The organism is Pseudomonas sihuiensis (assembly GCF_900106015.1).
GTDB lineage: Bacteria > Pseudomonadota > Gammaproteobacteria > Pseudomonadales > Pseudomonadaceae > Aquipseudomonas > Aquipseudomonas sihuiensis.
Genome location: NZ_LT629797.1, coordinates 2505166 through 2528912, shown reverse-complemented (window position 1 = coordinate 2528912; position 23747 = coordinate 2505166). Strand labels below are relative to the sequence as shown.

Sequence of the window (23747 nt, the reverse complement as noted above, 5' to 3'; positions counted from 1 at the left end):
TAAGTTCCTTTCGTAGCGTGGTTAGTGGTTGGTTGGCCCGCATGATAAGTTCGCCGTTTACCGCTGGTATAGCTACTGGCGTCACCCTGTTGCTGGCGAGCGACTGCAATGGATATCCGACTGTTGCGGGGAGCGGAGATCGAACCCCATATCGACGACCTCGCGCGTCTGCGCATCCAGGTGTTCCGCGAGTTTCCCTACCTCTATGACGGCAACCTCGACTATGAGGCCGAGTACCTGGCCACCTATGTGCGCAGTGCCGATAGCCTGTGCGTGCTGGTACTCGACGCCGGTCAGGTAGTAGGTGCTTCCACCGCGCTGCCGCTGCAGGATGAAACCGAGGAATTCCAGCAGCCGTTCGTTGCCGCGGGCTGGAACCCGGCGCGGATCTTCTACTGCGCCGAGTCGGTGGTGTTGCCGTCCTGGCGCGGGCGCGGCCTTGGGGTGCGTTTTTTTGCCGAGCGCGAGGCCCATGCGCATACGCTGGATCGCTTCGACTGGTGCGCGTTCTGCGCCGTGCAACGCGCGGCCGACCACCCGCGGCGGCCCGCCGATTACCAGCCGCTGGATGCCTTCTGGGCACGCCGCGGCTACCGTCATCACCCCGAGTTGCATACCCAGTACCACTGGCGCGACCTGGACGAAGCCGAAGAATCGGCCAAGCCCATGTCGTTCTGGTTGAAGGAGCTTGCCCCATGATCAAGGTTGCCGCCTGCCAGTACCACATCGAGTTGTTCACCACCTGGGATGCCTACGCCGAGCACCTCACCACTCTGTGCGAGGAAGCGGCCGGGCAGGGCGCTGAACTGTTGCTGCTGCCGGAGTACGCCGGCCTGGTGCTGACCGGCCAGTTGCTGGAAGCCGAGCGTGGTGACCTGCACGGCTCCATCGCCGGCATCCAGCCGCTGCTGCCACGCTGGCTGGCGTTGTGCGAGAGCCTGGCGCGGCGGTTGAATCTCTACCTGCAACCCGGTTCCGTAGCGGTGCTGGATGACGACGGTATCTACCGCAACCGCGCCTGGCTGTTCAGTCCGGACGGCTGCCTGGGCGCTCAGGACAAGCTGATCATGACCCGCTTCGAGCTGGAGCAGTGGCATATCGCGGCGGGTAGTGGGCTGAAGGTGTTCGATACCGCGCTGGGCAAGCTGGGCATCCTGATCTGCTACGACAACGAATTCCCCTTGCTGGCGCACACCCTGGCCGAGGCTGGCGTTGATCTGATTCTGGCGCCCAGTTGCACCGACACCGTGGCCGGCTTTCACCGCGTACGCATCGGCGCCCAGGCCCGTGCGCTGGAGAACCAGATCGCCGTACTGCACTCGCCTACCGTCGGCCTGGCGCCCTGGTCGCCGTCGCTCGACGAAGGCTACGGCCGCGCTTCGCTTTACGTGCCGTCGGACTACGGCATGCCGGCCAGCGGCATCGTCGCCGAGAGCAAGGAGCTGTGCCCCACGCGTAGCCACTGGCTGATCTGCGACCTGGATCTGTCTGAAGTGCGCCGCGTGCGCGAGCAGGGCCAGGTGTTCACCCGCCGCGACTGGGCGCGGCAGTTCGATGACGGCCGGCTGGTGCTGCGTTGAGCGGCTTCGAGCGGGGAGCGCCGGACTCGCCGCTGGCCGCTTATCGCCGTGCACTAGCGGGCGGTTTTGTCGCCGATGCTGCGCAGCACCGTGCGGTCGAGGCGCTGCAGCACTGTCATGAGGCTGTGCATCGCGGCGAGCGCCCGCTCGGCGTGTACCTTTGTGGGCCGGTCGGGCGCGGCAAGACCTGGCTGATGGACAGCTTCTACAACGCCTTGCGGGTGCCGGCGCGGCGACAGCATTTCCATCACTTCATGCAGTGGGTGCATCGCCGCCAGTTCCAGTTGACCGGCAATGCCGACCCGCTGCGCCTGCTGGCTGAGGAGCTGGGGCGCGAGGTGCGTGTGCTGTGCTTCGACGAGCTGTTCGTCAGCGACATCGGCGATGCCATGCTGCTCGGTCGGCTGCTCAGCCTGGTGGTGGCGCAGGGGGTGGTACTGGTGGCAACCTCCAATCAGCCGCCGGATCAGCTGTATGCCGATGGCTACAACCGTGAGCGTTTCCTGCCGGCCATCGCTGCGCTCGAGGCACACATGCAGGTGGTGACCGTGGACGGCGAGCAGGATCATCGTCTGCATCCCGGTACCGAGGTGCAACGCTACTGGGTGCAGCAGCCGCAGGTGCTGGGTGAGCTTTTCGCTCGTCTGAGTGAGGGGCAAACCATTAGTCGCGAGCCGGTCGAACTCAGCCATCGCCGTATCGAAACCCTCGGTCATAGCTCAGCAGCGCTCTGGTGCCGCTTCCGGGATCTGTGTGAACAGCCATTGGCGGCTCCCGACTTCATGGAACTGTGCGAGCGCTTCTCGACCATCCTGCTCGGTGAAGTGGCGCGCCTGGGCGGTGAGCAGCGCGAGGGGCGCATCGCCCGTGGCACCGAGGACGGTGCCGAGCGGGTCGATGCCGGTGACCGGAAACTACCGGCGCTGTCGCGCAACGACGATGCGGTACGCCGCTTCATTGCCCTGGTCGACGAGTGCTACGACCGCCGTGTGCCGCTGTATATCGAAGCCGAGGTGGCGCTGGACGAGCTGTACACCCAGGGCTACCTCGACTTTGCCTTCCGCCGCACCTTGAGTCGTCTGCGTGAGATGCAACTGGAGCGTTTCGGGCCCCCTGTTGGCCGGCAGGCCTAGACCGAATCCTCCGCTGCCAGGCCCGCCGGATTGTCACGTGTCGGCATCGCGAGGATCTCTGGCAGCACCTCGCGAGCGAATACCTTATGTAGGCGGCGTAGCTCGGCCACCGGGTCGAGGTGATGGTCGACGCGGATGTCCCACAGCGGATACTCCTCCTGATCGACCACGTAGATCACTGCGGACGACTCGCCGTGACGGTCGCCGCCGCAGCGGTCGCCAGCGGCCAGGGCTTCGATCAGGCGTTCGATCAGCGGTCGCTTTTCAGCGTGGCGGAAGGCTTCGGCTACTGCATCCAGTACCTGTGGGCCGACCAGGCGATTGCCCTGTACGGAGAACTGCTCGCCTGCCAGCGAACCGGCCCAGGGAATGCACTTTTCGCCGGTCCAGCAGAGGCTGTCGCCCTGGGCGTCGATCAACGCACACTGACGCAGTTCCATGCAGGGATCGGTGGCTTTGAGGCGCTCCAGCACTTGTCGGGCCGAAAGTCCTTGACGCAGCAGCGCCAGGCCATCCAGCCCCAGATAGGGGTTGACCTGCGCCTGGGTCGCCACCGCCCCCGCACCAGCGGCAGCGTGGCTGAGCAGTTTGCCGACGGCGGGCATCGCAGTGGCCGCCGCGACGCCGAACTGTCCAGTACGTGGGCAGCGCGCAACGATGGAAAAGGTCATGGCAACTCCTTGGCAATTTCCGCGTTAGGCCTCGTCTGGGTGGGTATCGTTCCGCTTGACTGCTTGTCGCGGCCTTTGCCAGATGGCCACGGGCATCATCTAATGGGCGCCGTTAACTGCCTGTAATGAGGAACGCCGCATGATTCTTGGCCAGTCGCTCGCTCAGTGGCGCGCGCAATATCCGTTGCTCGATGAGCTGATCGCCCTGCAAGAAACCAGCTGGTTCAACCCAGCTGTGGCACCTGTTAGCGAGGCGTTGGGGGATGTGGGTTTGAGCGCCGCGGATGTGGCCGATGCCAGCGCGCGCCTCGCGCGCTTCGCGCCCTACCTGGCCCGGGTGTTCCCGCAGACGGCCGTCAGTGGCGGGATCATCGAGTCGGACATCCTGCCTCTGCCGAAGATGCAGGCGCTGCTCAGTGAGGCGGCCCAGGCAGAAGGCGAGATCGGCGCGCTGTGGCTCAAGCGCGACAGCCACCTGCCCATCTCCGGTTCGATCAAGGCCCGTGGCGGCATCTACGAGGTGCTCAAGCATGCCGAGGACCTGGCACTGGCTGCCGGGCTGCTCAGCCTCGAGGACGATTACGCCTGCCTCGACAGCGACGCGATGCGCGCCTTCTTCGGTGGCTATCAGGTAGCCGTCGGCTCTACCGGCAATCTTGGCCTGTCCATCGGCATCATCAGTGCGCGTCTGGGCTTTCAGGCCACGGTGCATATGTCCGCCGATGCGCGCCAATGGAAGAAGGACAAGCTGCGTGCCCATGGCGTGACCGTGGTCGAGTACGCCAGCGATTACAGCGTTGCCGTGGAGCAGGGGCGGCGTCAGGCCGAGGCTGATCCGCGCTGCCATTTCGTCGATGACGAGAATTCCAGGCACCTGTTCCTCGGCTATGCGGTGGCCGGCGAGCGTCTCAAGCAGCAACTGGCGGCAGCCAGCGTTGTGGTCGATGCCGAGCATCCGCTGTTCGTCTATCTGCCTTGTGGCGTGGGCGGCGGGCCGGGTGGTGTGGCGTTCGGCCTGAAGCTGGCGTTCGGCGACGCGGTGCACTGTCTGTTCGCCGAACCGACGCATTCACCGTGCATGTTGCTCGGCGTTCACACCGGTCGGCATGAGGAGCTGGCGGTGCAGGATTTCGGCATCGACAACCGCACGGCTGCCGACGGGCTTGCCGTGGGGCGGCCATCCGGTTTCGTCGGCCGCGCCATGCAGCGCCTGATCGATGGTTATTACACGGTCAGCGATGAACAGATGTTCCGCTACCTGGCGTTGCTGGAGCAGACCGAGGGCCAGCGCCTGGAACCTTCGGCTCTGGCCGGCATGCCGGGTGTGCTGCGCGTGCTTGGCGAGCAGCAGGGCTATCGCCAGCGCATGGGCTTTACGCCGCAGCGCATGGCGCAGGCGACCCATCTGGTCTGGGCGACCGGCGGCAGCATGGTGCCGCAGGCGGAGATGGACAGCTACCTGGCGCGTGGCCGGCAACTGTTGCAGGGTTCGGGCGAGGATTGACGCAAGTCTGTAGGAGCACCGTCCCGGGGCGAAGCTTCTCTGCCGTTTGCACGGGCCAATTCGCCGCGGGGCGCGGCTCCTACCCAGGAGCAATACGCGTCGCGCCTGAAAACGCAGAAGCCCGGCACTTGGCCGGGCTTCTGCTTTGCAGCGTTGACGCTTACTTCACTTCTACCGCCAGGCTTTCGGCGATCTTCTTGTTCCAGATCGCAGGGCCGGTGATGTGCACGGACTCACCTTTGGTGTCGACGGCCACGGTCACCGGCATGTCTTTGACTTCGAACTCGTAGATGGCTTCCATACCGAGCTCTTCGAAGGCCAGCACCTTGGACTTCTTGATCGCCTGGGCCACCAGGTAGGCGGCGCCGCCGACGGCCATCAGGTACACGGCCTTGTTGTCCTTGATTGCCTCGATGGCGATCGGGCCGCGCTCGGACTTGCCGATCATGCCGAGCAGGCCAGTCTGCTCGAGAATCTGACGGGTGAACTTGTCCATACGGGTGGCGGTAGTCGGGCCAGCCGGACCAACCACTTCGTCACCGACCGGATCAACCGGGCCGACGTAATAGATGAAGCGACCCTTGAGGTCCACCGGCAGTTGCTCGCCCTTGTTCAGCATGTCGACCATGCGCTTGTGCGCAGCGTCGCGGCCGGTGAGCATCTTGCCGTTGAGCAGCACGGTCTCGCCCGGCTTCCAGCTCTGCACGTCTTCCGGGGTCAGGGTATCGAGGTTGACGCGACGCGCGCTCGGGCCTGCTTCCCAGACGATTTCCGGGTAGGCGTCCAGATCCGGGGCTTCCAGCGAGGCCGGGCCGGAGCCGTCGAGCACGAAGTGGGCGTGACGGGTGGCGGCGCAGTTGGGGATCATGCACACCGGCAGGCTCGCGGCGTGGGTCGGGTAATCCATGATCTTCACGTCGAGCACGGTGGTCAGGCCGCCCAGGCCCTGGGCGCCGATGCCTAACTGGTTGACCTTCTCGAACAGCTCCAGGCGCAGCTCTTCGATACGGTTTTGCGGGCCGCGAGCCTGCAGCTCGTGGATGTCGATGTGCTCCATGAGCACTTCCTTGGCCATCACTGCCGCTTTTTCGGCAGTACCGCCGATGCCGATGCCGAGCATGCCCGGCGGGCACCAGCCGGCGCCCATGGTCGGCACGGTCTTGAGTACCCAGTCGACGATCGAGTCGGACGGGTTGAGCATGGCCATCTTCGACTTGTTCTCGGAGCCGCCGCCCTTGGCCGCGACGTCCACTTCCACCTTGTCACCGGGAACGATGGAGTAGTGGATCACCGCCGGGGTGTTGTCCTTGGTGTTCTTGCGGGCACCGGCCGGGTCGGCCAGGATCGAGGCGCGCAGGACGTTTTCCGGCAGGTTGTAGGCGCGACGCACGCCCTCGTTGATCATGTCGTCGACGCTCATGGTGGCGCCGTCCCAGCGCACGTCCATACCGACCTTGATGAACACGGTGACGATGCCGGTGTCCTGGCAGATCGGGCGGTGGCCGGTGGCGCACATGCGCGAGTTGATCAGAATCTGCGCCATGGAGTCCTTGGCGGCCGGCGACTCTTCCTTCAGGTAGGCCTCGTGCATCGCCTGGATGAAGTCGACGGGGTGGTAATAGGAGATGAACTGCAGTGCGTCGGCGACGCTCTGAATCAGGTCGTCCTGCTTGATCACGGTCATTGGGGCGCTCCTCTATCAGGGAACATCAACAAGGAAGCGCCGGACAACGACCCGGCGCAACGGCGGAAGGGCAGCTCTGGGAATCACCTTGACGATATCTTCAGAGCCGCCCAAAAAGGCGCGGCAGTATACCGCACCCGCTCGCGTCGGGCACAGCAGCCGAAGGTCGATGGCAAGTGCAGTGGGCGGTTATCGGGCGCCGGCAAAGCGACCTCGGCTTTGGCTTGTTGCGTCGCTCTACCTCCTGCATCCATGCAGTCGTGCATTGCCATCGCTAGGTTAAAACAGGCGGAACGCCAGCCTGGTCGAATGCTCATTTGCCGCTAGTAACCTCGGGCGCGACTGCGATCGTTTTCGCCTGTTCTTTCCCGCGCTGACTGGCTCGCCTGATTTTCAGCGGTTTCCTACTGCGGCCTAGGTTTTTTGTGATCACAGGGGTAGAGTACGGCCAGATGCCAGTATGGGATGGAGCCCATGAGCTCAACGACTCGCCGGGGAACCCAACGCAGCCTGCAGAGCCTCCTGCTCAAACGCTTCGCCATGGCCTTCGCTACCTACGCGATGATGGCGCTTGTCTGCTGGTTCGCCGTGTTCAATGGCCTTTTCCTCGGTTCCATCAGCACCGCCGCCTGGCTGACCCTGGGCGTGTTCGGCAGTCAATTGGTGTTCCTCTGGCTGTTCCTTTCCGGGCGTAACCTGCGTTGTGACGATCCCAGCCTGACCGAAGCCCAGGTGCTGGTGGCACTGGCCTGGCAGCCGCCGGTGCTGGCGCTGTTTGACAGCGCGCGCGGCGTGATGATGGTGTTCTATGTACTGATTCTGCTGTTCGGCGTGTTCCAGCTGCCGCCGCGGGTGTTCGTGCGCTGCGCCGCCTTCGCCTTCTTCGGCTTCACTGCCATGGTGCTGATCGAAGCCTACCGCATGCAGTTGGTGGACCCGAGCATGGCCTGGCTGCAGGTGTGGGTGCTGTTCATCCTGCTGGTCTGGCTGTGTCTGTTCTCCAGCTACGTGCAAGCCATGCGCAAGCGCATGCGCCAACGCCGCTTCGCCCTGCAGGCGCACCAGGACACCCTGCGCGGGATGATGCGCCAGCTCGAGGACCTGGTCGCCACTGATGAGCTCACCGGGTTGTTCAACCGTCGCCATTTCCTGCGTCTGGCCACCCGCGAACTGGAGCATCTGGACCACGGGCGACATCACGGCCTGGCGCTGATCGATCTGGACCATTTCAAACGAATCAACGATGCTCATGGCCATGCTGCTGGCGACCGGGTGCTACAAACCTTCGCCGCGGTTGCCCGTGCCTGTCTGCGTGACGGCGACATCATTGCCCGCTACGGCGGTGAGGAATTCGTCCTGCTATTGCCCAATACCGATGCCGACCAGTTCACCGCCTGCTGCGAGCGCCTGCGCGAAGCCTTTGCCAGGGCCGAGCCGGTGGGTGTGAAGGTGGACAATCTCAGTCTCTCCGCCGGCATGACTCTACTGGTTGCCGGTGACGATCTCGATGAAGCCCTGCAGCGTGCCGATCAGGCGCTGTACCAGGCCAAGCGCGGCGGACGCAATCGTTGCGATGCCAGCTGGGAGAACGCGGGTGCCTGAACTGCGTGTGGGTGCCCTGCAGTTGCAGGTCGCCCAACAAACCAACTTGCTCGATGCCTTGCTCGGCGGCGGTGTGGCGGTGCCCTACAGCTGTCGCGCCGGCAGTTGTCACGCCTGTCTGGTGCGCTGCGTCGCCGGCGAGCCGCTGGATAGTCAGCCCGAGGCACTGGCGGCCGACAAGCGTGCCGAGGGCTGGCGCCTGGCCTGTCAGTGCCAGGTGATTGGGGACCTGCAGGTCGAACCCTTCGACCCTCAGCGTGATGGCCTGGCAGCCAAGGTGGCCGCGCTGGACTGGCCCAGCCCGCAGGTTTTACGCCTGCGCTTGCAGCCGGCCAGGCCGTTGCGTTATCGCCCCGGCCAGCATCTGCTGCTGTGGAGCGATCAGGCTGTGGCGCGCCCCTATTCGCTGGCCAGCGTGCCGAGCGAGGACGACTGCCTGGAGTTTCATATCGATTGTCGTATGCCCGGCGCATTCTGCGATGCCGCGCGGCGCCTGCAGGTTGGCGACACGCTGCGCCTCGGCGAGCTGCGCGGTGGGGCCCTGCATTACGATGCTGATTGGCAGGCGCGACCGCTCTGGTTGCTGGCCGCCGGTACCGGTCTGGCGCCGCTCTACGGGGTGTTGCGTGAAGCATTGCGTCAGGAGCACCAAGGCGCCATTCGCCTGCTGCACGTGGCGCATGAGCCGGCCGAGCACTACCTGGCGAGCGAACTTCAGGCACTGGCGGCGCAGCACGCCAACCTGCAGGTGGAGCTGGTAACGGCGGCGCAGTTGCCGGCTGCTTTGGCCGAACTGCGCCTTGTTTCGCGGCAGACCCTCGCCTTACTCTGCGGCCATCCCGTGACCGTCGACAGCTTCGCGCGGCGCCTCTACATGGCCGGTTTGCCGCGCAGCCAGATGCTCGCCGACGTCTTTCTCACTCGCGCTTAGACTGTGCGTGGCCGGCCAGGCCCGATGCCGGTGCGTACGACGTATCCACTGGAGCCTTGCATGAGCGAACACCTGCATATCGAACGCGACGGCGGTCTGTTGACCCTGCGCATGCACCGCCTGGACAAGAAGAATGCACTGACCCGAGCGATGTACGCCGGTATGGCCGAAGTGTTGGATGAGGCCGAGCGCGACCCCAGCGTGCGCGTGGTGCTACTCACTGGTGGCGAGACGTGCTTTACCAGCGGCAATGACGTCGCCGACTTCATCCAGGCGCCGCCCAGCGGCTTGAACAGCGAAGTGTTCCAGTTCATGCGCGCGCTGTTCGAGTTCAGCAAACCGGTGGTCGCCGCAGTGGCTGGCCCGGCGGTGGGGATCGGTACCACCTTGTTGCTGCACTGCGACCTGGTCTACGTCAGCCGCGATGCGCAGTTGAAAATGCCCTTCGTCAATCTTGGTCTGTGCCCCGAATATGGCTCCAGCCTGATTCTGCCGCGTCTGCTGGGCCACGCACGCGCCGCGGAGCTGCTGTTGCTCGGTCAGTCCTTCACGGGTGAGCAGGCCGCGACCTGGGGCATCGCCAACCAGGCGCTGGAGGATGGCGCGGCGACGTTGAACAAGGCACGCGAGATGGCACAGCGTTTTCTCGAGCTGGCGCCATCAGCGGTCGCCGACAGCAAACGCCTGATGCGCGCGCCGGATCGCGAGCAGCTGCGCAAGGTGATCGAGGAGGAGGGTGCTTTGTTCGGCCAACGCCTGCGTTCGCCAGAGGCCATCGAGGCGTTGACGGCCTTCATGCAGCGCAGAGAGCCGGACTTCTCTCGTTTTTCCTGATCTATTCCCAAGGCGGTTCGAGCAGGCGCTGCTGGAGAAACTCGCAAAGCGCCACGACCTTGCGTGACGCCCGCCGGGAGCGCGGGTACATGGCATAGATGGAGTAAGGCTTGGGCCGCGCCTGAGGCAGAATCTCGACCAGCGAGCCGTCTTTCAGATGCTGGTGGACCAGGAAGCTTGGCAGCAGCGCCAGGCCCTGGCCGGCCAGCACCAGTTCGCGCATGACTTCGCCGTTGTTGCTGGAAAACCGTCCGCGTGGTGCCACGTTCGCCAGTTCGCCTTGCTCATCGTCGTTTTCGAAGGACCAGAATTGCCGTGAGGCGAAGTTGCTGTAGCCGATGCAGTCGTGTTCACGCAGCGCTTCGACATGTTCCGGCGTGCCTTGCCTTTGCAGGTATTCCGGGCTGGCGCAGAGTATCCGGGCGCTGCTGGCGAGCCTGCGGGCGATCAGCGCGCTATCGCCGATGCGTGAGATCCGTATGCAGAGGTCATAGCCTTCGCGCTCGAAATCGCTGATGCGATCTTCGAGGTATAGGCTGACCTCCAGCTGTGGATGCAGACGCATGAATTCGGCGATCAGCGGTGCCAGCCAGAGCGTGCCGAAACTCATCGGCGCCAGCATGTTCAGGCGCCCGCATAGTCCACTGTCATTGAAGGCTGCCGCCTCGGCCGCTTCGCTCAGTTCCAGCAGTGCCTGCTTGGCCTGCTGGTAGAAAGCCAGGCCGGTGTCGGTCGGTGTGACCTTGCGCGTCGAGCGGTGCAGCAGTTTGCTACCGAGACGTTGTTCCAGATCGCTCAAACGCTTGCTGATCACCGACTTGGATAGCGCCAGATCTTCTGCTGTCCGGCTTACGCCACCCAGTTCCACCACCCGCAGATAGGTTTCGATTTCCTGCAGATCAAGCTTCATGTGCGGGATTCTCCCCCCGATTCGATTGGATGAGGGTAATGCCTTCGTCGAGGATTTTTGTTCGGTTTTTTCGAAAAGCTATTTTCCCTCTGCGCGGTCGATTGCCTGCGGCCTTGGCCACTAGGCTGAGCGTCCTTCGAGATCGCAATGGTCTCGAGGTTCAGCCTCATCACCCGTACAGGAGTTTTCCCATGGCTTTCACTTACAAGCGTTTGGACAAGGACGATGCCGTCGTATTGTTGATCGATCATCAGGCGGGTCTGCTCTCGCTGGTGCGTGACTATTCGCCCGACGAGTTCAAGAACAACGTCATGGCGCTGGCGGATATCGCCAAGTTCTTCAAGCTACCGACCATCCTTACCACCAGCTTCGAGACGGGCCCCAATGGGCCGATCGTGCCGGAACTCAAGGCCATGTTTCCCGACGCGCCCTACATCGCTCGCCCGGGGCAGATCAACGCCTGGGATAACGAGGACTTCGTCAACGCGATCAAAGCCACAGGGCGCAAGCAACTGATCATCGCAGGTGTAGTCACCGACGTTTGCGTGGCATTTCCCACACTCTCGGCACTGGAGGCCGGTTATGACGTCTTCGTGGTGACGGACGCTTCCGGCACCTTCAACACTGCTGTGCGCGATGCCGCCTTGGCACGCATGGCCCATGCCGGCGCCCAACTGGTCAACTGGTTCAGCGTCGGTGGTGAGCTGCACCGTGACTGGCGTAACGATGTCGAAGGGTTCGGCGGCATTCTTGGCGGCCACCTGCCGGCTTACGCCAACCTGATTCAGAGCTACAACCAGAAATGAAGCGAGACCGCTGAAACGCAAAAGGCCGCTCGATGAGCGGCCTTTTGCATTCAAGGGTGAATCACACCATCTGATCGCCGACGTGGAGGATCTTCATGGTGTTGGTGCCGCCGGTGCCATGGTAGCTGTCGCCCTTGGTCAGGATTACCCAGTCGCCCGGCTCGACCACGCCGCGCTTGAGCAGCTCGTCCACCGCCGCCTGGCTGACCTTGTTGGCCGGCAGCGAGGCCGGGTCGAACGGCACGGTGTAGACGCCACGGAACAGCGCCACGCGGGCCTGGGCTTCGCGGTGCGGGGTAAAGGCGAAGATCGGGATCGACGAGCGGATGCGTGACATGATCAGCGGGCTATAGCCACTCTCGGTGAGGCTGATGATGGCCTTGACGCCGGGGAAGTGGTTGGCGGTGTACATGGTTGCCAGGGCCACGCTCTCGTCGCAACGCTGGAACTGGCGACCGATGCGGTGGCTGGACTGCTTGCTGGTCGGGTGTTTCTCGGCACCCAGGCACACGCGAGCCATGGCCTGCACGGCTTCGACCGGGTATTCGCCGGCGGCGCTTTCGGCCGACAGCATCACCGCGTCGGTGTAGTCCAGCGCGGCGTTGGCCACGTCGGAGACTTCGGCGCGGGTCGGCATCGGGCTGTGGATCATCGACTCCATCATCTGGGTGGCGGTGATCACCGCTTTGTTCAGGCGACGGGCGTGGGCGATGATCTTCTTCTGGATACCGACCAGCTCGGCGTCGCCGATTTCCACGGCCAGGTCGCCGCGGGCGACCATCACCGCGTCACTGGCGCGGATCAGGCCGTCCAGCGTTTCGTCATCGGCCACGGCTTCGGCGCGTTCGATCTTGGCCACCAGCCAGGCAGTACCGCCGGCTTCGGTGAGCAGGCGACGGGCGTAGTCCATGTCGGCGGCATCACGTGGGAAGGACACGGCCAGGTAGTCCAGGTCCATCTCGGCGGCGACCTTGATGTCGGCCTTGTCTTTTTCGGTCAGCGCTGGCGCAGTCAGGCCGCCGCCGCGGCGGTTGATGCCCTTGTTGTCCGACAGCGGGCCGCCGATCAGTACGCGGCAGTGCAGCTCGTCCGCGCCCTTGAGTTCGACGCGCATGACCACGCGGCCGTCGTCGAGCAGCAGTTCGTCACCGACATCGCAGTCCTGGATCAGCGCCGGGTAGTCGATACCGACCACTTCCTGAGTGCCGGCCGTACGCGAGTGGCTGGAGGAGAGGCGGAACAGATCGCCGTCCTTGAGCTCGATACGCTTGTTCTCGAATTTGGCGATACGGATTTTCGGGCCTTGCAGGTCGCCGAGCAGGGCAACATGACGGCCATGCTTGGCGGCCAGCTCGCGAACCAGGGCGGCGCGCGCCTTGTGGTCGTCCGGCGTGCCGTGGGAGAAGTTCAGACGGGCCACGTCGAGACCGGCGAGGATCAGTTGCTCCAGCACTTCCGGCGAGCTGCTGGCCGGGCCCAGGGTGGCGACGATTTTGGTGCGGCGAAAGGTCATGCACGAACTCCCTAGTGAACTATGACCGGGAGGCTACTACGGCGCCGGGCTGTAGTCATTGTTCCTGTGCACTACCCTTTGCCGTGCGGTTTTATCACCAGCAGATCGCACTCGACACGTTCCAGCACCCGTTCTGCGGTGTGGCCGATCAGCAGGCTGTCCAGATGGCCGCGGGCGATGGCGCCCATCACCAGCAGGCCGATATTGTGCTCACGCACGAAACGCGGGATGACTTCCTCGGCAAAACCGTTCAGCAGGTGGGCCTGTGCTCTATCGATGGCATGCTGGGCGATCAACTTGTCGAAGGCCTCACGGTGCTCGCGGCTGCACTGGGTCACGTAGTCTTCATATTCCTGCGCTACCTCGGCGTCGAACAGCAGCGACCGCGGCAGAGGCGCCTGCGCGTGCAGGTATTGGGCCTGTAAGCCGAGCTCGGCCTGCAGGGTCTGGCTGGCATCAATCAACTGATGATCGAGGGCGGCAGGTTTGTCCGCGCTGTGCAGTGGGTCGAGCGCGGCGCACAGGCTCTGACCATGGGGTTCGGCGTCGTGTACCAGCCACAGCGGCACCGGGCTGCGACGAATCAGCTGCCAGCTGGTATCACTGAACAACAGGCGGCGCAGCGCACTGCTGGGATGAGTCGATTTGAACAGGATGTCCGGTTGCAGCACCGCGACGCGGGAAAGGATCTCTTCGTGGCGGCGCTTGCCCCAGCGCACGTCCACTTCGATCTTGAATCCTTCATCGCTCAGGTGAGCGACGCTGGCGCGCAGGGCCTCGTGGCTTTGTCGCAGGATGGTTTCACGGGCGCGGTTGAGCAGATGGCTGTCCAGCAGGCCTCCTTCCAGGCTTGGGTGGTATTCGATCTGCAACAGGTGCAATTCGGCGCCGGTCTTGCGTGCCACGTCGGCTGCGCGTTGCAGGGCGGGTTGTTGCTGGTGTTCGGCGTCGATGACGACCAACAGTCGTTGCAGTTTCATGGCAGCGTCCTCGCCTGGAGTCTGTATTTGCATTACACACCCTGTTGCGCTGAACGGCATTGATATGGGTCAGCGCAGACGGGGATTTAGCGCCGGTTCGAGAGGACGAGCGGTCGTGGCGCTGGCGTTGATAAAGTGAGAGGCAGTGGCGTCATGCCAAGGCGCAGCCAGAAAATCCGTCGTGGCTTGCCGCTGTTCAGTTTTTACCTGGGCTGTCGATACACTGCTCATTGGAGGAATTGCCCATGCGTACCCTGATCATTCTGGCCGTGGCCCTGGTTGCTGCGGGCTGCACCCGTGTCTCGCTCGACCATCATCTGAACAACGCCTATCGCGCCTACAACGAAGGCGATTGCGCCCGTGTCGCGCTGGAGCTGTCGCAGGCCGAGCGCAAGAGCCGCTCACGCAATTACCTGCAGCCGGAGATTTCCCTGCTGCGCGGTCAATGCTTGGAGCGCGAGAGCCTGTTCGTCGATGCCGCGCAGACCTACCAGTTCATCATCACGCGCTATCCGGCCAGCGAGTACGCCTACCGCGCCCGCGCGCGTCTGCAGACGCTGGAGCAGTTGGGGCATCACAGCCCGGCGCCGGCGGCCAAGGTCAGTCCGGCCACACTCTGAGCCTTCGGTCGTCCGGCGTTCCTCGACGACGCGGTGCGGTATAAGCTGGCGTATGTCTCTCACGGAGGATGAACATGCGTCACTGGTTGTTGATCGCTGTACTACTGCCCACGCTGGCGACGGCGGAAATCTATCGCTGGACAGACGAGCAGGGGCGGGTGCATTTCGGCCAAAGGCCCGTGGCCGGAGCTGAAACCGTGCAGGTCAGGCCGCAGGTGATCGAGCGCGACGAACATACGCGTGAGCGTGAAGAGCGCCGTCAGCGTTTCTACAATGCCCGGCGTGAAGAGCAACAGCAGGCTGCAGCGACAGCAGCTGCGCAGCGCGAAGAGCGGGCCAGTGAATGTCGTGATCTGCGCCGACACCTGGCGCAGATGCCGGAGGGCTTTCGCTACTATCGCGAAGGCGCCGGCGGCGAGCGCATCTACTACAGTGATGAAGAAACCGACACCGCTCGTCGCCAGCTGCGCGAGCGGATAGCCCAACGCTGTTCTTGAGGGTGGTTAAGTGGCCGTAGTAGGGCCATACTCAAGTCCCTTTGTAGCGATTTGCCACTATGCGTAGCCAGCGCCGAATCGAACGCCATCAGTTGCCCTACTACCTGAAGGTGTTCAATCGCATCACCGACAAACCGATGGGTTCCATCGGCAATGTCTCTCTCGACGGTCTGATGCTGATCAGTCAGTTGCCGATGCTGGTGGGCGCGCGCTTCGACATGCGCCTGAAGATTCCAGGCCAGCATGGCATGCATTTCATCGACTTCTCCGCTAACTGCCAATGGTGCCGTGAAGATGTCACGCCTGGCATCTACGACTCCGGGTTCGCTCTGGTCGCGCCGCCTGCCGGCTACGTCGAGATGATCGACGCGCTGCGTTACTACTTCAGTTTCCACAGCCTGGCGGCGTCTGCCTGATATCTCGCTCGTCCAAGTCGCCTGATCTGCAGCGTCAATGCATCGCTGGCGCACGTGCCAGGCTGCGCAAGCGCTGGCTCAACTGCAGGCGCAGACCCTCGTCCTCACAGAACAGCAGCGCGTGCTCAAGGTCATAGCGCTCACCCTGAGGGCAATCCAGTTGCCGATAGACATCCGCGCGAGCCAGGTGATCGACCAGGTTCGGCGGGCCGAGTTGCAGGACACGCTCGGCATCCTTGAGGGCTGCTTCCGGGGCATCGTGCTGCATATGCAGCAGGCGCAGATTGCGCGACAGGCGTCGCAGCATGTCGGTAGCGTCGGCTGTCTGCAGGTGCACAGCGCTGAGTTCGACATCCGGGCCCAGTTGGCGATAGAGCTGGTCACGGCAGTCGCGGGTGTACAGGCGGCGCCCACCGCAAGGGTCGAGCAGGTGATCGGCGCCAGGTACACGGAGCATGAAATGACCAGGGAAATTCACGCCCTGTAGTGGAATGTCCAGGCGGCGCGCCACTTCCAGCGCAATCAATGCCAGGGTCAGCGGCTGGCCGCGTCGGCGGCGTAGTACTTCATGCGGCAGGGCATGGCGCGGTCGCGTCACGCCTTCGTCGTCTTCTTGATAATCGAGCTCGGCCAGTCGGCGCAGCAGCGGCTGGGCCAGTTCGCGAGCGGGCAGGGCGGGTAGTCCAGCGCTGACCTGTAGTAACAGGCTGTGCAGGTCGCTCATGATCTGCGCGGGCTGGAGCTGATCATCGTGTTCGGCGGCGATCCACAGCGCCGCCTCGAACAGGGCGGGTGGATCGCGTTGCAGGCACTGCAGGCAGGCTTGGCGTGGGTTCATCGCATTCTCCACTGGATTGTGCTTTTGTAGCCCCTGACAAGATCGTCGTCCAGTGTGGCTCTCCTATACTGAGGCCTGAAGTCCGATCGGGAGCTCGCCCATGTTCAGCATGATGGAAGCCGCCCGCCTCGAGGCCCTGCACCTGGCCGAGGATCCGGCCAGCGGTCTCAAGGCCGTTATCGCCATTCACAACACCCGCTTCGGGCCAGCACTCGGCGGCTGTCGTTACCTGCCCTATGCCGATGAACAGAGCGCCATTGGCGATGCCATCCGTCTGGCTCAGGGTATGAGTTACAAGGCAGCGCTGGCCGGTATCGATCACGGTGGCGGCAAGGCGGTGATCATCCGTCCGCCGCATCTGCAGAGCCGGGCCGCGCTGTTCGAGGCCTTCGGGCGTTTTATCGAAACCCTCAATGGACGTTACATCACCGCCATCGACAGCGGCACCTCCAGTGCCGATATGGACTGCATCGCCCAGTACACCAATCACGCAACCAGCACGACCAGCGAGGGTGATCCGTCACCGCACACCGCCTTGGGGGTATTCGCGGGCATTCGCGCCACCGCCCAGGCGCGTCTTGGCAGCGATGATCTGGAGGGACTGCGGGTCGCCATTCAGGGCCTGGGCAATGTCGGCTTCGCCCTGGCCGAAGCGCTGCATGCTGCTGGCGTCGAACTGCTGGTCAGCGACCTCGATGCCGGGCGTGTGCAACTGGCCGTCGAGCAACTGGGGGCGCATCCGATTGCCAGCGATGCGCTGCTCACCACGCCCTGCGACATTCTCGCGCCCTGTGGCCTGGGTGGTGTGCTGAATGCACAGACGGTCGCCCATCTGCGCTGCGCAGCGGTGGCAGGGGCTGCCAACAATCAGCTGGCCAGCCCCGAAGTGGCCGACCAGCTGGAAGCTCGCGGGATTCTCTACGCACCGGATTACGTGCTCAATGCCGGAGGGCTGATCTACGTGGCACTGCGTCATCGTGGTGAGGAGTTGCCGGCGATCACCGCACATCTGGCGCAGATCAGCCGGCGTCTGACCGAGGTCTACGCCCATGCTCAGGCTGAAAAACGTTCCCCGGCGCGAGTCGCCGACTATCTGGCGGAGAGCCTGCTCTATCGCACCTAGCTGCTATCCGACCCGTTCCGGGGGGGCGGGTCTGAGCCTGGCCAGGCAGCATCGCGGCGACGTCAGTGCGCTCAATTGCCGTCGAATTCGCTCTGGTAGCACACAGGTGAACTGGGCGAGTCGCATCGCTGTAGCTCATCCTCGAGGAACTCCGCCAGAACTCGCGCGTTGTTGTGTTCCTCATCGCGTGCGGCGTAGAGCAGCGTCAACGTGCCGCTCGCCGCCCAATGCAGCAGTCGCTGCCAATGTTCGGGGTGACCCGCCAGCTCACGGCGATAGGCCGCACTGAAATCATCGAAGGCTTCGACGCGGTGAGCGAAGGCCTTGCGTAGTTCGATAGATGGCGCGACTTCGGGTAGCCATTCATCGAACGCCAAGGCGTCCCTGGACAGGCCCCTTGGCCATAGTCGGTCGACCAGTATGCGTTGGCCGTCGCCGGCCTGGGCATCGAGATAAACCCGCTTGCAACGGATCATCGAGTGGCCTCCATAGCCTGCGGCAATGCCGCACTTGGCGCTGCGTATGGGCTCGATTAGCGTGGTGAAAGGAGGATTCACCATGGACTATTTCATTATCGTCGTCACCACCGCTGCCGGCCTGTACTTTCACTGGTGGCTGTTTCGCCGTATTCGCCAATGGAGTGATCGCGATCTGGCGCTTTCATTTGCCGAGGGCGATGAGCGCAAACGTCAATACATGCTTGAACAGCTGGGCCATGCGCAGCGCGAGGGTGTCAAACGACGAGATTTGCCAGCCTGGCTGGAGCAGGCTGCGGGGCATTGTCCAATCAACAACGCATGATGCGCCTGGCGCTCACTGGGTAGGCCCCGTGCGCGCAACACGGGGCCCATGTACTCGATCACTCGCTGGCTGCGTCGACCTCGAGTTCGTCGAGGGCATCGGGCTGGCTCTTGAACGCTTTGGCAAACACGTCGCGATTCTTGGCCATGAAGATACCCAGTTCTTCGCCCTGTTCCTCGCTCAAGGACGGCACGGCCTTGTGCAGAACCTCGCTCAGGCGCTCGGCCAGCTCCAGCATCTTGTCGTAACGATCGGCTTCGGCCTTATCCATAAACAAGCGCTCCGGATCGCGACTGCTGCGATACACCACTTCGACGGCCATTCATCACCTCGTCTGCCTTCATGCGTGTTGGTCAGTAATTAACTGGTTTTTTGTACAGTGGTGGCGAGAATAAAGGACTCGCTTCTCTTTTGCCAGCATTGGGCTTGATGGGCAGCTTAGATGACTCGATTTGCGCCTGCATTCAGCGGGTGGCGGCGTTTGGGTGTAGGTATCGCCAACGGCAGAATCAGGTACGTTTGTACAATTATTGTATATGTTGAGTCGGCATCGGATTCTTTATCAAACGTTTTCCGGGGCGGCGCTTGTGTAGCTGTTTAGTGGGCATCTATAGTCACTCCAGGTGTATGCGCTTCGCCTTTGCAGTGCCCAATCATGAGGTGTTCACCTTGAACTCAGTCGGTCGTGTAGAGCGCAAGTTGCTCGCGCTGGTGGCACTGTTTTACCTGAGCCTGATGCTACTCATCGGGGCAATCTGGGGAAGTCAGGCCAGCCTCTCCAGTGGTCGTGATGTACAAGATCTGTATCGATCCCTTTACCGGCTGTCTTCGCTGCTTTCTATCCTGCAGGACGCCGAGATCGGTCAGCGCGGCTATTTGTTGACAGGCAACGAGCAGTACCTCGCACCCTACGAACGAGCCATCGGGCAACTGGATGAGCAACTGTTGCTACTTGTCGAAACCCCGATGCTCAGGGCTTACAAGCCTGATATTGATGCGATTGCCGGACTCAGCCAGCTCAAGCGCAACGAGCTGGCACAGACCATCGTCGTGCGTAGGGAGCAGGGGCAGAACGCTGCACAGCGTATTCTGGCCGAGGACGTCGGTAAGCTTTACATGGATGAAATGCGTGTACGCATCGGCAATATCGTACGCGGCGTCACGGCGTCCCTTGAAGAACAGAAGGCGGATCTTGAATGGCGCTCGAATCTGGCGCTATGGGGTGGCGGCGGTGGTGCGTTGATGATGCTCGGGTTGCTCTCGCTGCTGTTTATCGATTTGCGTCGTGACCTCAGTGAGCGCGCCGAGTTGCTCGAGCGCCTGGCCTTCGAGTCGAAGCATGACAGTCTCACCCAAATACCCAATCGACGAGCCTTCAACGAAACGCTGGATCAGGCATTGGCGCTCGCCAGGCGGGGAGAGCGTCAGGTGGCGTTGCTCTATCTCGATCTTGATGGCTTCAAACCGATTAACGATCAGCATGGCCACGCTGTCGGAGACGCGACGCTCAAGGCAGTGGTTGCACGCTGGCAGGGTTTGATGCGTGAAGGTGAAGTGTTGGCACGGCTTGGCGGGGACGAGTTCGCTATCATCGCGGCAGGTGATGCCGACGCTGTCGAACGCCTGGCGCGGCGCCTGATCGAGGCGCTTGACGCGCCGCTGCTGGAGCAGTTTCCCGAGGTGCGGGTGGGCGTCAGCGTTGGTCTGGCGCGTTATGCCGAACATGGCGAAGATCGTCGCCGGCTTATCGCGGCGGCCGATATGGCCATGTATCGCGCCAAACAGGCGGGCAAGCACTGCTTCGCCTGGCCTGAATCACGTCAGCCGGTACTCGCTGTAGTCTGAACGGCCTGTGTCTTTCCGTCACATCCCAGCATCATCCTCAAGCTGGTGTTTTTCCTGCATGCTCGTCGGCGTGCATCCATGTCGGATGCACGGGCAGCATGTATGGTTGGGGAGAAGTGACACGATGAATTGGGCGGAACGTCTGCGTACGGGCATGCATGGCCTGGCGGAATCCTTGGGTAATCTGCTGATGGAGGCCTTCCATTACCTGGCGCTGTTCGCCATCGGGGCGATCACGGCCTGGGCGGGGGTGATGACCTTCATCGGTATGCTGGAAAAGGGACACATCACGGTCGATGACATTCTGTTGCTGTTCATCTACCTGGAATTGGCGGCAATGGTGGGCATCTACTTCAAGACCAACCACATGCCGATTCGCTTCATGATCTATGTAGCGATCACCGCGTTGACCCGTTTGCTGATTTCCGACATTTCTCACACCCACAAACCGACTTGGGGCGTGGTGATGGTGTCGGGAGCGATCCTGCTGCTGGCCCTGGCGATTCTAGTGGTGCGCTACGCCTCGTCGCGTTTTCCGGCGGTGGCTGGTCCACACCCGCGCAGCAAGGCGCGCAACCGCGAGGACGCCGAGTCCGAGCGCGACGATGCGTCTGACTGAAATGTAGGGTGGATCGGGGCGCGTAGATGACGCTCTTTTCATCCACCACTGCGGGTGTCATGGTGGAGCGGGGCGTCAGTCGAGCGGCGCGAACAGTGCCGCCAGGTCTTCTTCATCCAGTTGCCACTGGCCCTGACTGCCACCGTCCAGCACGCCCTTGGCCAGGTTGGCCTTGGCCTGCTGCAGTTGCTGGATCTTTTCCTCGACGCTGCCACGGGCGATCAGCTTGTAGACGAACACAGGCTTGTCCTGGCCGATGCGGTAGGCGCGGTCGCTGGCCTGGGCTTCGGCGGCCGGGTTCCACCAGGGGTCGAAGTGGATCACGGTGTCGGCGGCGGTCAGGTTGAGACCGCTGCCGCCGGCCTTGAGGCTGATCAGAAAAACCGGAAATTCCCCCGCCTGGAAGCGTTGTACCGGTGTGCGCCGGTCCTGGGTGCTGCCAGTCAGCTTGGCGTAGGCGATCTTGCGTGCCTGCAATTCCGCCTCGATCAGCGCCAGCATCGAGGTGAACTGGGAGAACAGCAGTACCCGGCGGCCTTCGTCGACCAGCTCTACGAGCATGTCCAGCAGGGCGCTGAGCTTGCCCGAGTCGTTGGCACCCAACTCACCATTATCCTCTCCGAGCAGACGCAGGTCGCAGCAGCTCTGGCGCAGGCGCAGCAGGGCTTCGAGGATGACGATATGGCTGCGGGCCAGACCCTGGCGGGCAATTTCGTCGCGTACCTTCTGGTCCATGGCCAGACGCAGAGTCTCGTAGCGGTCGCGCTGCAACTGGGTCATCTCGACCCATTGGGTAATCTCGGTCTTTGGCGGCAACTCGCTGGCCACCTGTTCCTTGGTGCGGCGCAGCAGGAAGGGGCGGATGCGCCCATTCAGATGGTTCAGGCGCTGGGCATCGCCACGTTTTTCGATGGGTGTGCGGTAGTCGCGGGTAAAGGCTTTGGCGTCGCCGAGCCAGCCCGGCATGAGGAAGTGGAACAGCGACCACAGCTCGCCCAGGTGGTTTTCCAGCGGTGTGCCGGTCAGGCACAGGCGCAGGTCGGCCTGCACCTGAGCCGCTGCAGTGGCCGCCTTGCTGCGCGGGTTCTTGATGTTCTGCGCTTCGTCGAGAATCAGCAGGCGATAGCGCTGCTGGTTCAGCGCCTTGAGGTCGCGCGGCAGCAGGGCGTAGGTGGTGAGGATCAGATCGTGCTCGGCGATCTCCTCGAACAGCGACTTGCGCTTGTTGCCATGCAGGGCCAGTACGCGCAACTGCGGGGTGAAGCGCGCCGCCTCGTCCTGCCAGTTGGGTATCAGGCTGGTGGGCATGACGATCAGTGCTGGATTTTTCAGGCGCCCGGCCTGTTTCTCGCAGAGGATGTGCGCCAGGGTCTGCAGGGTCTTGCCCAGGCCCATGTCGTCGGCCAGTACGCCACCGACGCGCAGTTCGGCCAGGGTCTGCATCCAGTTCAGGCCCTGTACCTGATAGGTGCGCAGTTCGGCCTGCAACCCCTCAGGTGGCGCAATTTCACGTACCGCCAGGTTCTGCAGGCGCTGGGCGAAGCCGCGCAATTCATCGCCGCCTTGCCAGCTGAGTTCGGGCCCCTGGGCCAGTTCTGCCAGGCGTGCGGCGTCGGCGCGGCCCAGGCGCAGCGGCAGATGATCGTCGCCAGGGTCGCGGAAATACAGCTCGCCGAGCGTGGCCAGCAGCGGCTTCAATCGGGCGAAGGGCAGGGCGATGCGTTTGCCGCCCTGCGGCAGGCTGACCAGCAGGCGATCTTCGTCTGCGCGCTGGGCCAGCGCTTCGGGCGCCAGCAGCCAGGGCGTGCGGCGAATGGCCTGGAGCAGGATCGGCAGCAGACTCAGGCGCTGGCCCTCCACCTCGATGCCCAGCTCCAGATCGAACCAGTTCTGCTGCGGATCTTCCTCGACTTCCGCGTACCAGTCGTCGACCTCGGCGAGGTTGTACTGGAAGTCCGGGCGCATATGGATTTGCCAGCCTTCGGCGCGCAGCTGCGGCAGTTGCTGCTGGACGAAATCCAGCCAGTCGCGCTCGCGCTCCAGTTCGAACGGCTCGCCGGCTTCGGCCGGCAGCGCCTCGCTCTGGCGCAGGGCTACCTGCAGGCCGAGACTTTCCAGACGTTTGCGCAGGCTGGCTTCGGCGCCGCCGTCGCGGATCAGGCGCAGGTTGGTTTGCTCATCCAGGCGCTTGACCAGATCCTTGGCCGGCTTGCCGAAAACCTTGTGCCCGGCGTAGTTGAAGGCCAGCGCCGCGCGGTGCTGGGTTTGCTCCTGCATGCGCCCTTTGCGTGCGTCGAAATGCACGCGCACCTGGCTGCCAAGGCTGAGGATGGCGGAGGGGGCGATGCCTTCGAGGCGTGTTTCCGCCAGTTCCTTGTTCACCACGATGATGTCCGACAGGTCGCTGCCGGCGCGCTGTTGCGCTTCCAGGATGAGCAGGGCGGCGACCACGTGCTTGCAGTTGAAGCCAACCGGGCAGTTGCAGTGGCCGGTCACGCTCCATTTGCGCCCGTAAGGATGCAGCGTGATGCGCTGCTGGTAGGTCTGCCCGCCGGAACCACGGCAATTGGCGAGCAGGCTGTGGTCCTTGAGGCTGAGCAGTTTGCTGCGTTTTTCTTCGGCGTAGGCAATACCGCGGCGCAGGTCGCCTGCGCCGAACTCGGAACGCCAGTCCTCCTGGCGTAACTGGTGAATATCCAGAGGCATCAACGAAGCCCCGTGGCGAAAAGGAATGGGCGCATGACTGGGCCGTGGCAATGCAAAGCCACAGATTTTCGCATAGCCGCGTGACGATTAGCAGGCGTGGCGCCGAGATTGCCGACGGTAGGGTGGGCGGCGGG

Annotated in this window: 24 protein-coding genes; 15 read left to right on the top strand and 9 right to left on the bottom strand. The window is 63.3% G+C overall.

Annotated features, from left to right (window positions below):
* Positions 1-108 precede the first annotated feature (108 nt).
* From BLT86_RS11890 to zapE, 3 genes are read left to right on the top strand one after another with little or no spacing between them, the layout of a single operon-like run.
* Complete coding sequence (locus BLT86_RS11890) at positions 109-699, top strand: GNAT family N-acetyltransferase (RefSeq protein WP_092376908.1); 591 nt, start codon at positions 109-111, stop codon at positions 697-699.
* Positions 696-1580: a carbon-nitrogen hydrolase family protein gene (locus BLT86_RS11885; RefSeq protein WP_092376904.1), complete on the top strand. Its 885-nt coding sequence runs from the start codon at positions 696-698 to the stop codon at positions 1578-1580. The genes BLT86_RS11890 and BLT86_RS11885 overlap by 4 nt, the downstream gene beginning before the upstream one ends.
* A complete protein-coding gene (zapE, locus tag BLT86_RS11880) occupies positions 1577-2713 on the top strand; it encodes a cell division protein ZapE (protein WP_092376901.1) in 1137 nt (378 codons plus the stop codon). The genes BLT86_RS11885 and zapE overlap by 4 nt, the downstream gene beginning before the upstream one ends.
* On the opposite strand, the gene BLT86_RS11875 is transcribed toward zapE, so the two are convergent.
* Positions 2710-3384 carry a DUF1028 domain-containing protein gene (locus BLT86_RS11875; protein WP_055986791.1) on the bottom strand — a complete coding sequence of 225 codons (675 nt, stop codon included), beginning with the start codon at positions 3382-3384 and terminating at the stop codon, positions 2710-2712. The two genes, zapE and BLT86_RS11875, sit on opposite strands and share 4 nt — an antisense overlap.
* Positions 3385-3523: 139 nt before the next feature.
* On the opposite strand from BLT86_RS11875, the gene dsdA reads away from it, so the two are divergent.
* Positions 3524-4888: a D-serine ammonia-lyase gene (gene dsdA, locus BLT86_RS11870; protein ID WP_055986788.1), complete on the top strand. Its 1365-nt coding sequence runs from the start codon at positions 3524-3526 to the stop codon at positions 4886-4888.
* Between the two features lie 160 nt (positions 4889-5048).
* On the opposite strand, the gene BLT86_RS11865 is transcribed toward dsdA, so the two are convergent.
* Positions 5049-6572, bottom strand: coding sequence for a fumarate hydratase (locus BLT86_RS11865; RefSeq protein ID WP_055986785.1), 1524 nt, complete (start codon positions 6570-6572; stop codon positions 5049-5051).
* Positions 6573-7046: 474 nt separating this feature from the next.
* Between BLT86_RS11865 and BLT86_RS11860 the strand changes: the two genes are divergently transcribed.
* The 3 genes from BLT86_RS11860 to BLT86_RS11850 are packed head-to-tail and all read left to right on the top strand — an operon-like array spanning position 7047 to position 9939.
* A complete protein-coding gene (locus tag BLT86_RS11860) occupies positions 7047-8174 on the top strand; it encodes a GGDEF domain-containing protein (protein WP_021490231.1) in 1128 nt (375 codons plus the stop codon).
* Entirely contained in the window at positions 8167-9105 is a 939-nt protein-coding gene (locus tag BLT86_RS11855) for an iron-sulfur-binding ferredoxin reductase (protein WP_021490230.1), read from the top strand. Before BLT86_RS11860 ends, BLT86_RS11855 begins: the two co-directional genes overlap by 8 nt.
* 60 nt (positions 9106-9165) lie before the next feature.
* Positions 9166-9939: an enoyl-CoA hydratase gene (locus BLT86_RS11850; protein WP_090336204.1), complete on the top strand. Its 774-nt coding sequence runs from the start codon at positions 9166-9168 to the stop codon at positions 9937-9939.
* Between the two features lies 1 nt (position 9940).
* Here the strand turns inward: BLT86_RS11850 and BLT86_RS11845 are convergent, their stop codons facing one another.
* Positions 9941-10849, bottom strand: coding sequence for a LysR family transcriptional regulator (locus BLT86_RS11845; RefSeq protein ID WP_055986772.1), 909 nt, complete (start codon positions 10847-10849; stop codon positions 9941-9943).
* 191 nt (positions 10850-11040) lie between these two features.
* On the opposite strand from BLT86_RS11845, the gene ycaC reads away from it, so the two are divergent.
* Positions 11041-11655 (top strand): isochorismate family cysteine hydrolase YcaC, encoded by a 615-nt coding sequence (gene ycaC, locus BLT86_RS11840; protein ID WP_021490228.1) that lies wholly within the window; start codon positions 11041-11043, stop codon positions 11653-11655.
* 61 nt (positions 11656-11716) lie between these two features.
* Here the strand turns inward: ycaC and pyk are convergent, their stop codons facing one another.
* A complete protein-coding gene (pyk, locus tag BLT86_RS11835; protein ID WP_021490227.1) occupies positions 11717-13168 on the bottom strand; it encodes a pyruvate kinase in 1452 nt (483 codons plus the stop codon).
* Positions 13169-13239: 71 nt separating this feature from the next.
* Entirely contained in the window at positions 13240-14148 is a 909-nt protein-coding gene (locus BLT86_RS11830; protein WP_092376898.1) for a universal stress protein, read from the bottom strand.
* A gap of 245 nt (positions 14149-14393) precedes the next feature.
* Here BLT86_RS11830 and BLT86_RS11825 point away from each other — a divergent pair, with 245 nt between their 5' ends.
* The 3 genes from BLT86_RS11825 to BLT86_RS11815 all read left to right on the top strand — a co-directional run bounded on the left by BLT86_RS11825 (position 14394) and on the right by BLT86_RS11815 (position 15681).
* A complete protein-coding gene (locus BLT86_RS11825; RefSeq protein ID WP_017674986.1) occupies positions 14394-14768 on the top strand; it encodes a tetratricopeptide repeat protein in 375 nt (124 codons plus the stop codon).
* A gap of 74 nt (positions 14769-14842) precedes the next feature.
* Positions 14843-15265 (top strand): DUF4124 domain-containing protein, encoded by a 423-nt coding sequence (locus BLT86_RS11820; protein WP_055986768.1) that lies wholly within the window; start codon positions 14843-14845, stop codon positions 15263-15265.
* A 59-nt stretch (positions 15266-15324) separates the two neighbouring features.
* Positions 15325-15681 carry a PilZ domain-containing protein gene (locus BLT86_RS11815; RefSeq protein WP_092376895.1) on the top strand — a complete coding sequence of 119 codons (357 nt, stop codon included), beginning with the start codon at positions 15325-15327 and terminating at the stop codon, positions 15679-15681.
* Between the two features lie 34 nt (positions 15682-15715).
* Here the strand turns inward: BLT86_RS11815 and BLT86_RS11810 are convergent, their stop codons facing one another.
* Complete coding sequence (locus BLT86_RS11810; RefSeq protein WP_021490224.1) at positions 15716-16519, bottom strand: SirB1 family protein; 804 nt, start codon at positions 16517-16519, stop codon at positions 15716-15718.
* A gap of 100 nt (positions 16520-16619) precedes the next feature.
* On the opposite strand from BLT86_RS11810, the gene BLT86_RS11805 reads away from it, so the two are divergent.
* Entirely contained in the window at positions 16620-17642 is a 1023-nt protein-coding gene (locus tag BLT86_RS11805) for a Leu/Phe/Val dehydrogenase (protein ID WP_021490223.1), read from the top strand.
* A gap of 71 nt (positions 17643-17713) precedes the next feature.
* Here the strand turns inward: BLT86_RS11805 and BLT86_RS11800 are convergent, their stop codons facing one another.
* Entirely contained in the window at positions 17714-18118 is a 405-nt protein-coding gene (locus BLT86_RS11800; RefSeq protein WP_092376892.1) for a DUF488 domain-containing protein, read from the bottom strand.
* Positions 18119-18200: 82 nt separating this feature from the next.
* Here BLT86_RS11800 and BLT86_RS11795 point away from each other — a divergent pair, with 82 nt between their 5' ends.
* The gene (locus tag BLT86_RS11795; protein WP_092376889.1) at positions 18201-18443 is read left to right on the top strand and encodes a hypothetical protein; all 243 of its coding nucleotides are present in this window, start codon (positions 18201-18203) and stop codon (positions 18441-18443) included.
* Positions 18444-18501: 58 nt separating this feature from the next.
* Here the strand turns inward: BLT86_RS11795 and BLT86_RS11790 are convergent, their stop codons facing one another.
* Positions 18502-18765, bottom strand: a complete 264-nt coding sequence (locus BLT86_RS11790; RefSeq protein WP_017674979.1) for a YebG family protein — start codon at positions 18763-18765, stop codon at positions 18502-18504.
* A gap of 305 nt (positions 18766-19070) precedes the next feature.
* Between BLT86_RS11790 and BLT86_RS11785 the strand changes: the two genes are divergently transcribed.
* Complete coding sequence (locus BLT86_RS11785) at positions 19071-20288, top strand: diguanylate cyclase domain-containing protein (RefSeq protein ID WP_092376886.1); 1218 nt, start codon at positions 19071-19073, stop codon at positions 20286-20288.
* Between the two features lie 124 nt (positions 20289-20412).
* Positions 20413-20907 carry a phosphate-starvation-inducible protein PsiE gene (locus BLT86_RS11780; RefSeq protein WP_017674977.1) on the top strand — a complete coding sequence of 165 codons (495 nt, stop codon included), beginning with the start codon at positions 20413-20415 and terminating at the stop codon, positions 20905-20907.
* 75 nt (positions 20908-20982) lie between these two features.
* Here the strand turns inward: BLT86_RS11780 and BLT86_RS11775 are convergent, their stop codons facing one another.
* Positions 20983-23613 (bottom strand): DEAD/DEAH box helicase, encoded by a 2631-nt coding sequence (locus tag BLT86_RS11775; protein ID WP_092376883.1) that lies wholly within the window; start codon positions 23611-23613, stop codon positions 20983-20985.
* Positions 23614-23747 lie beyond the last annotated feature (134 nt).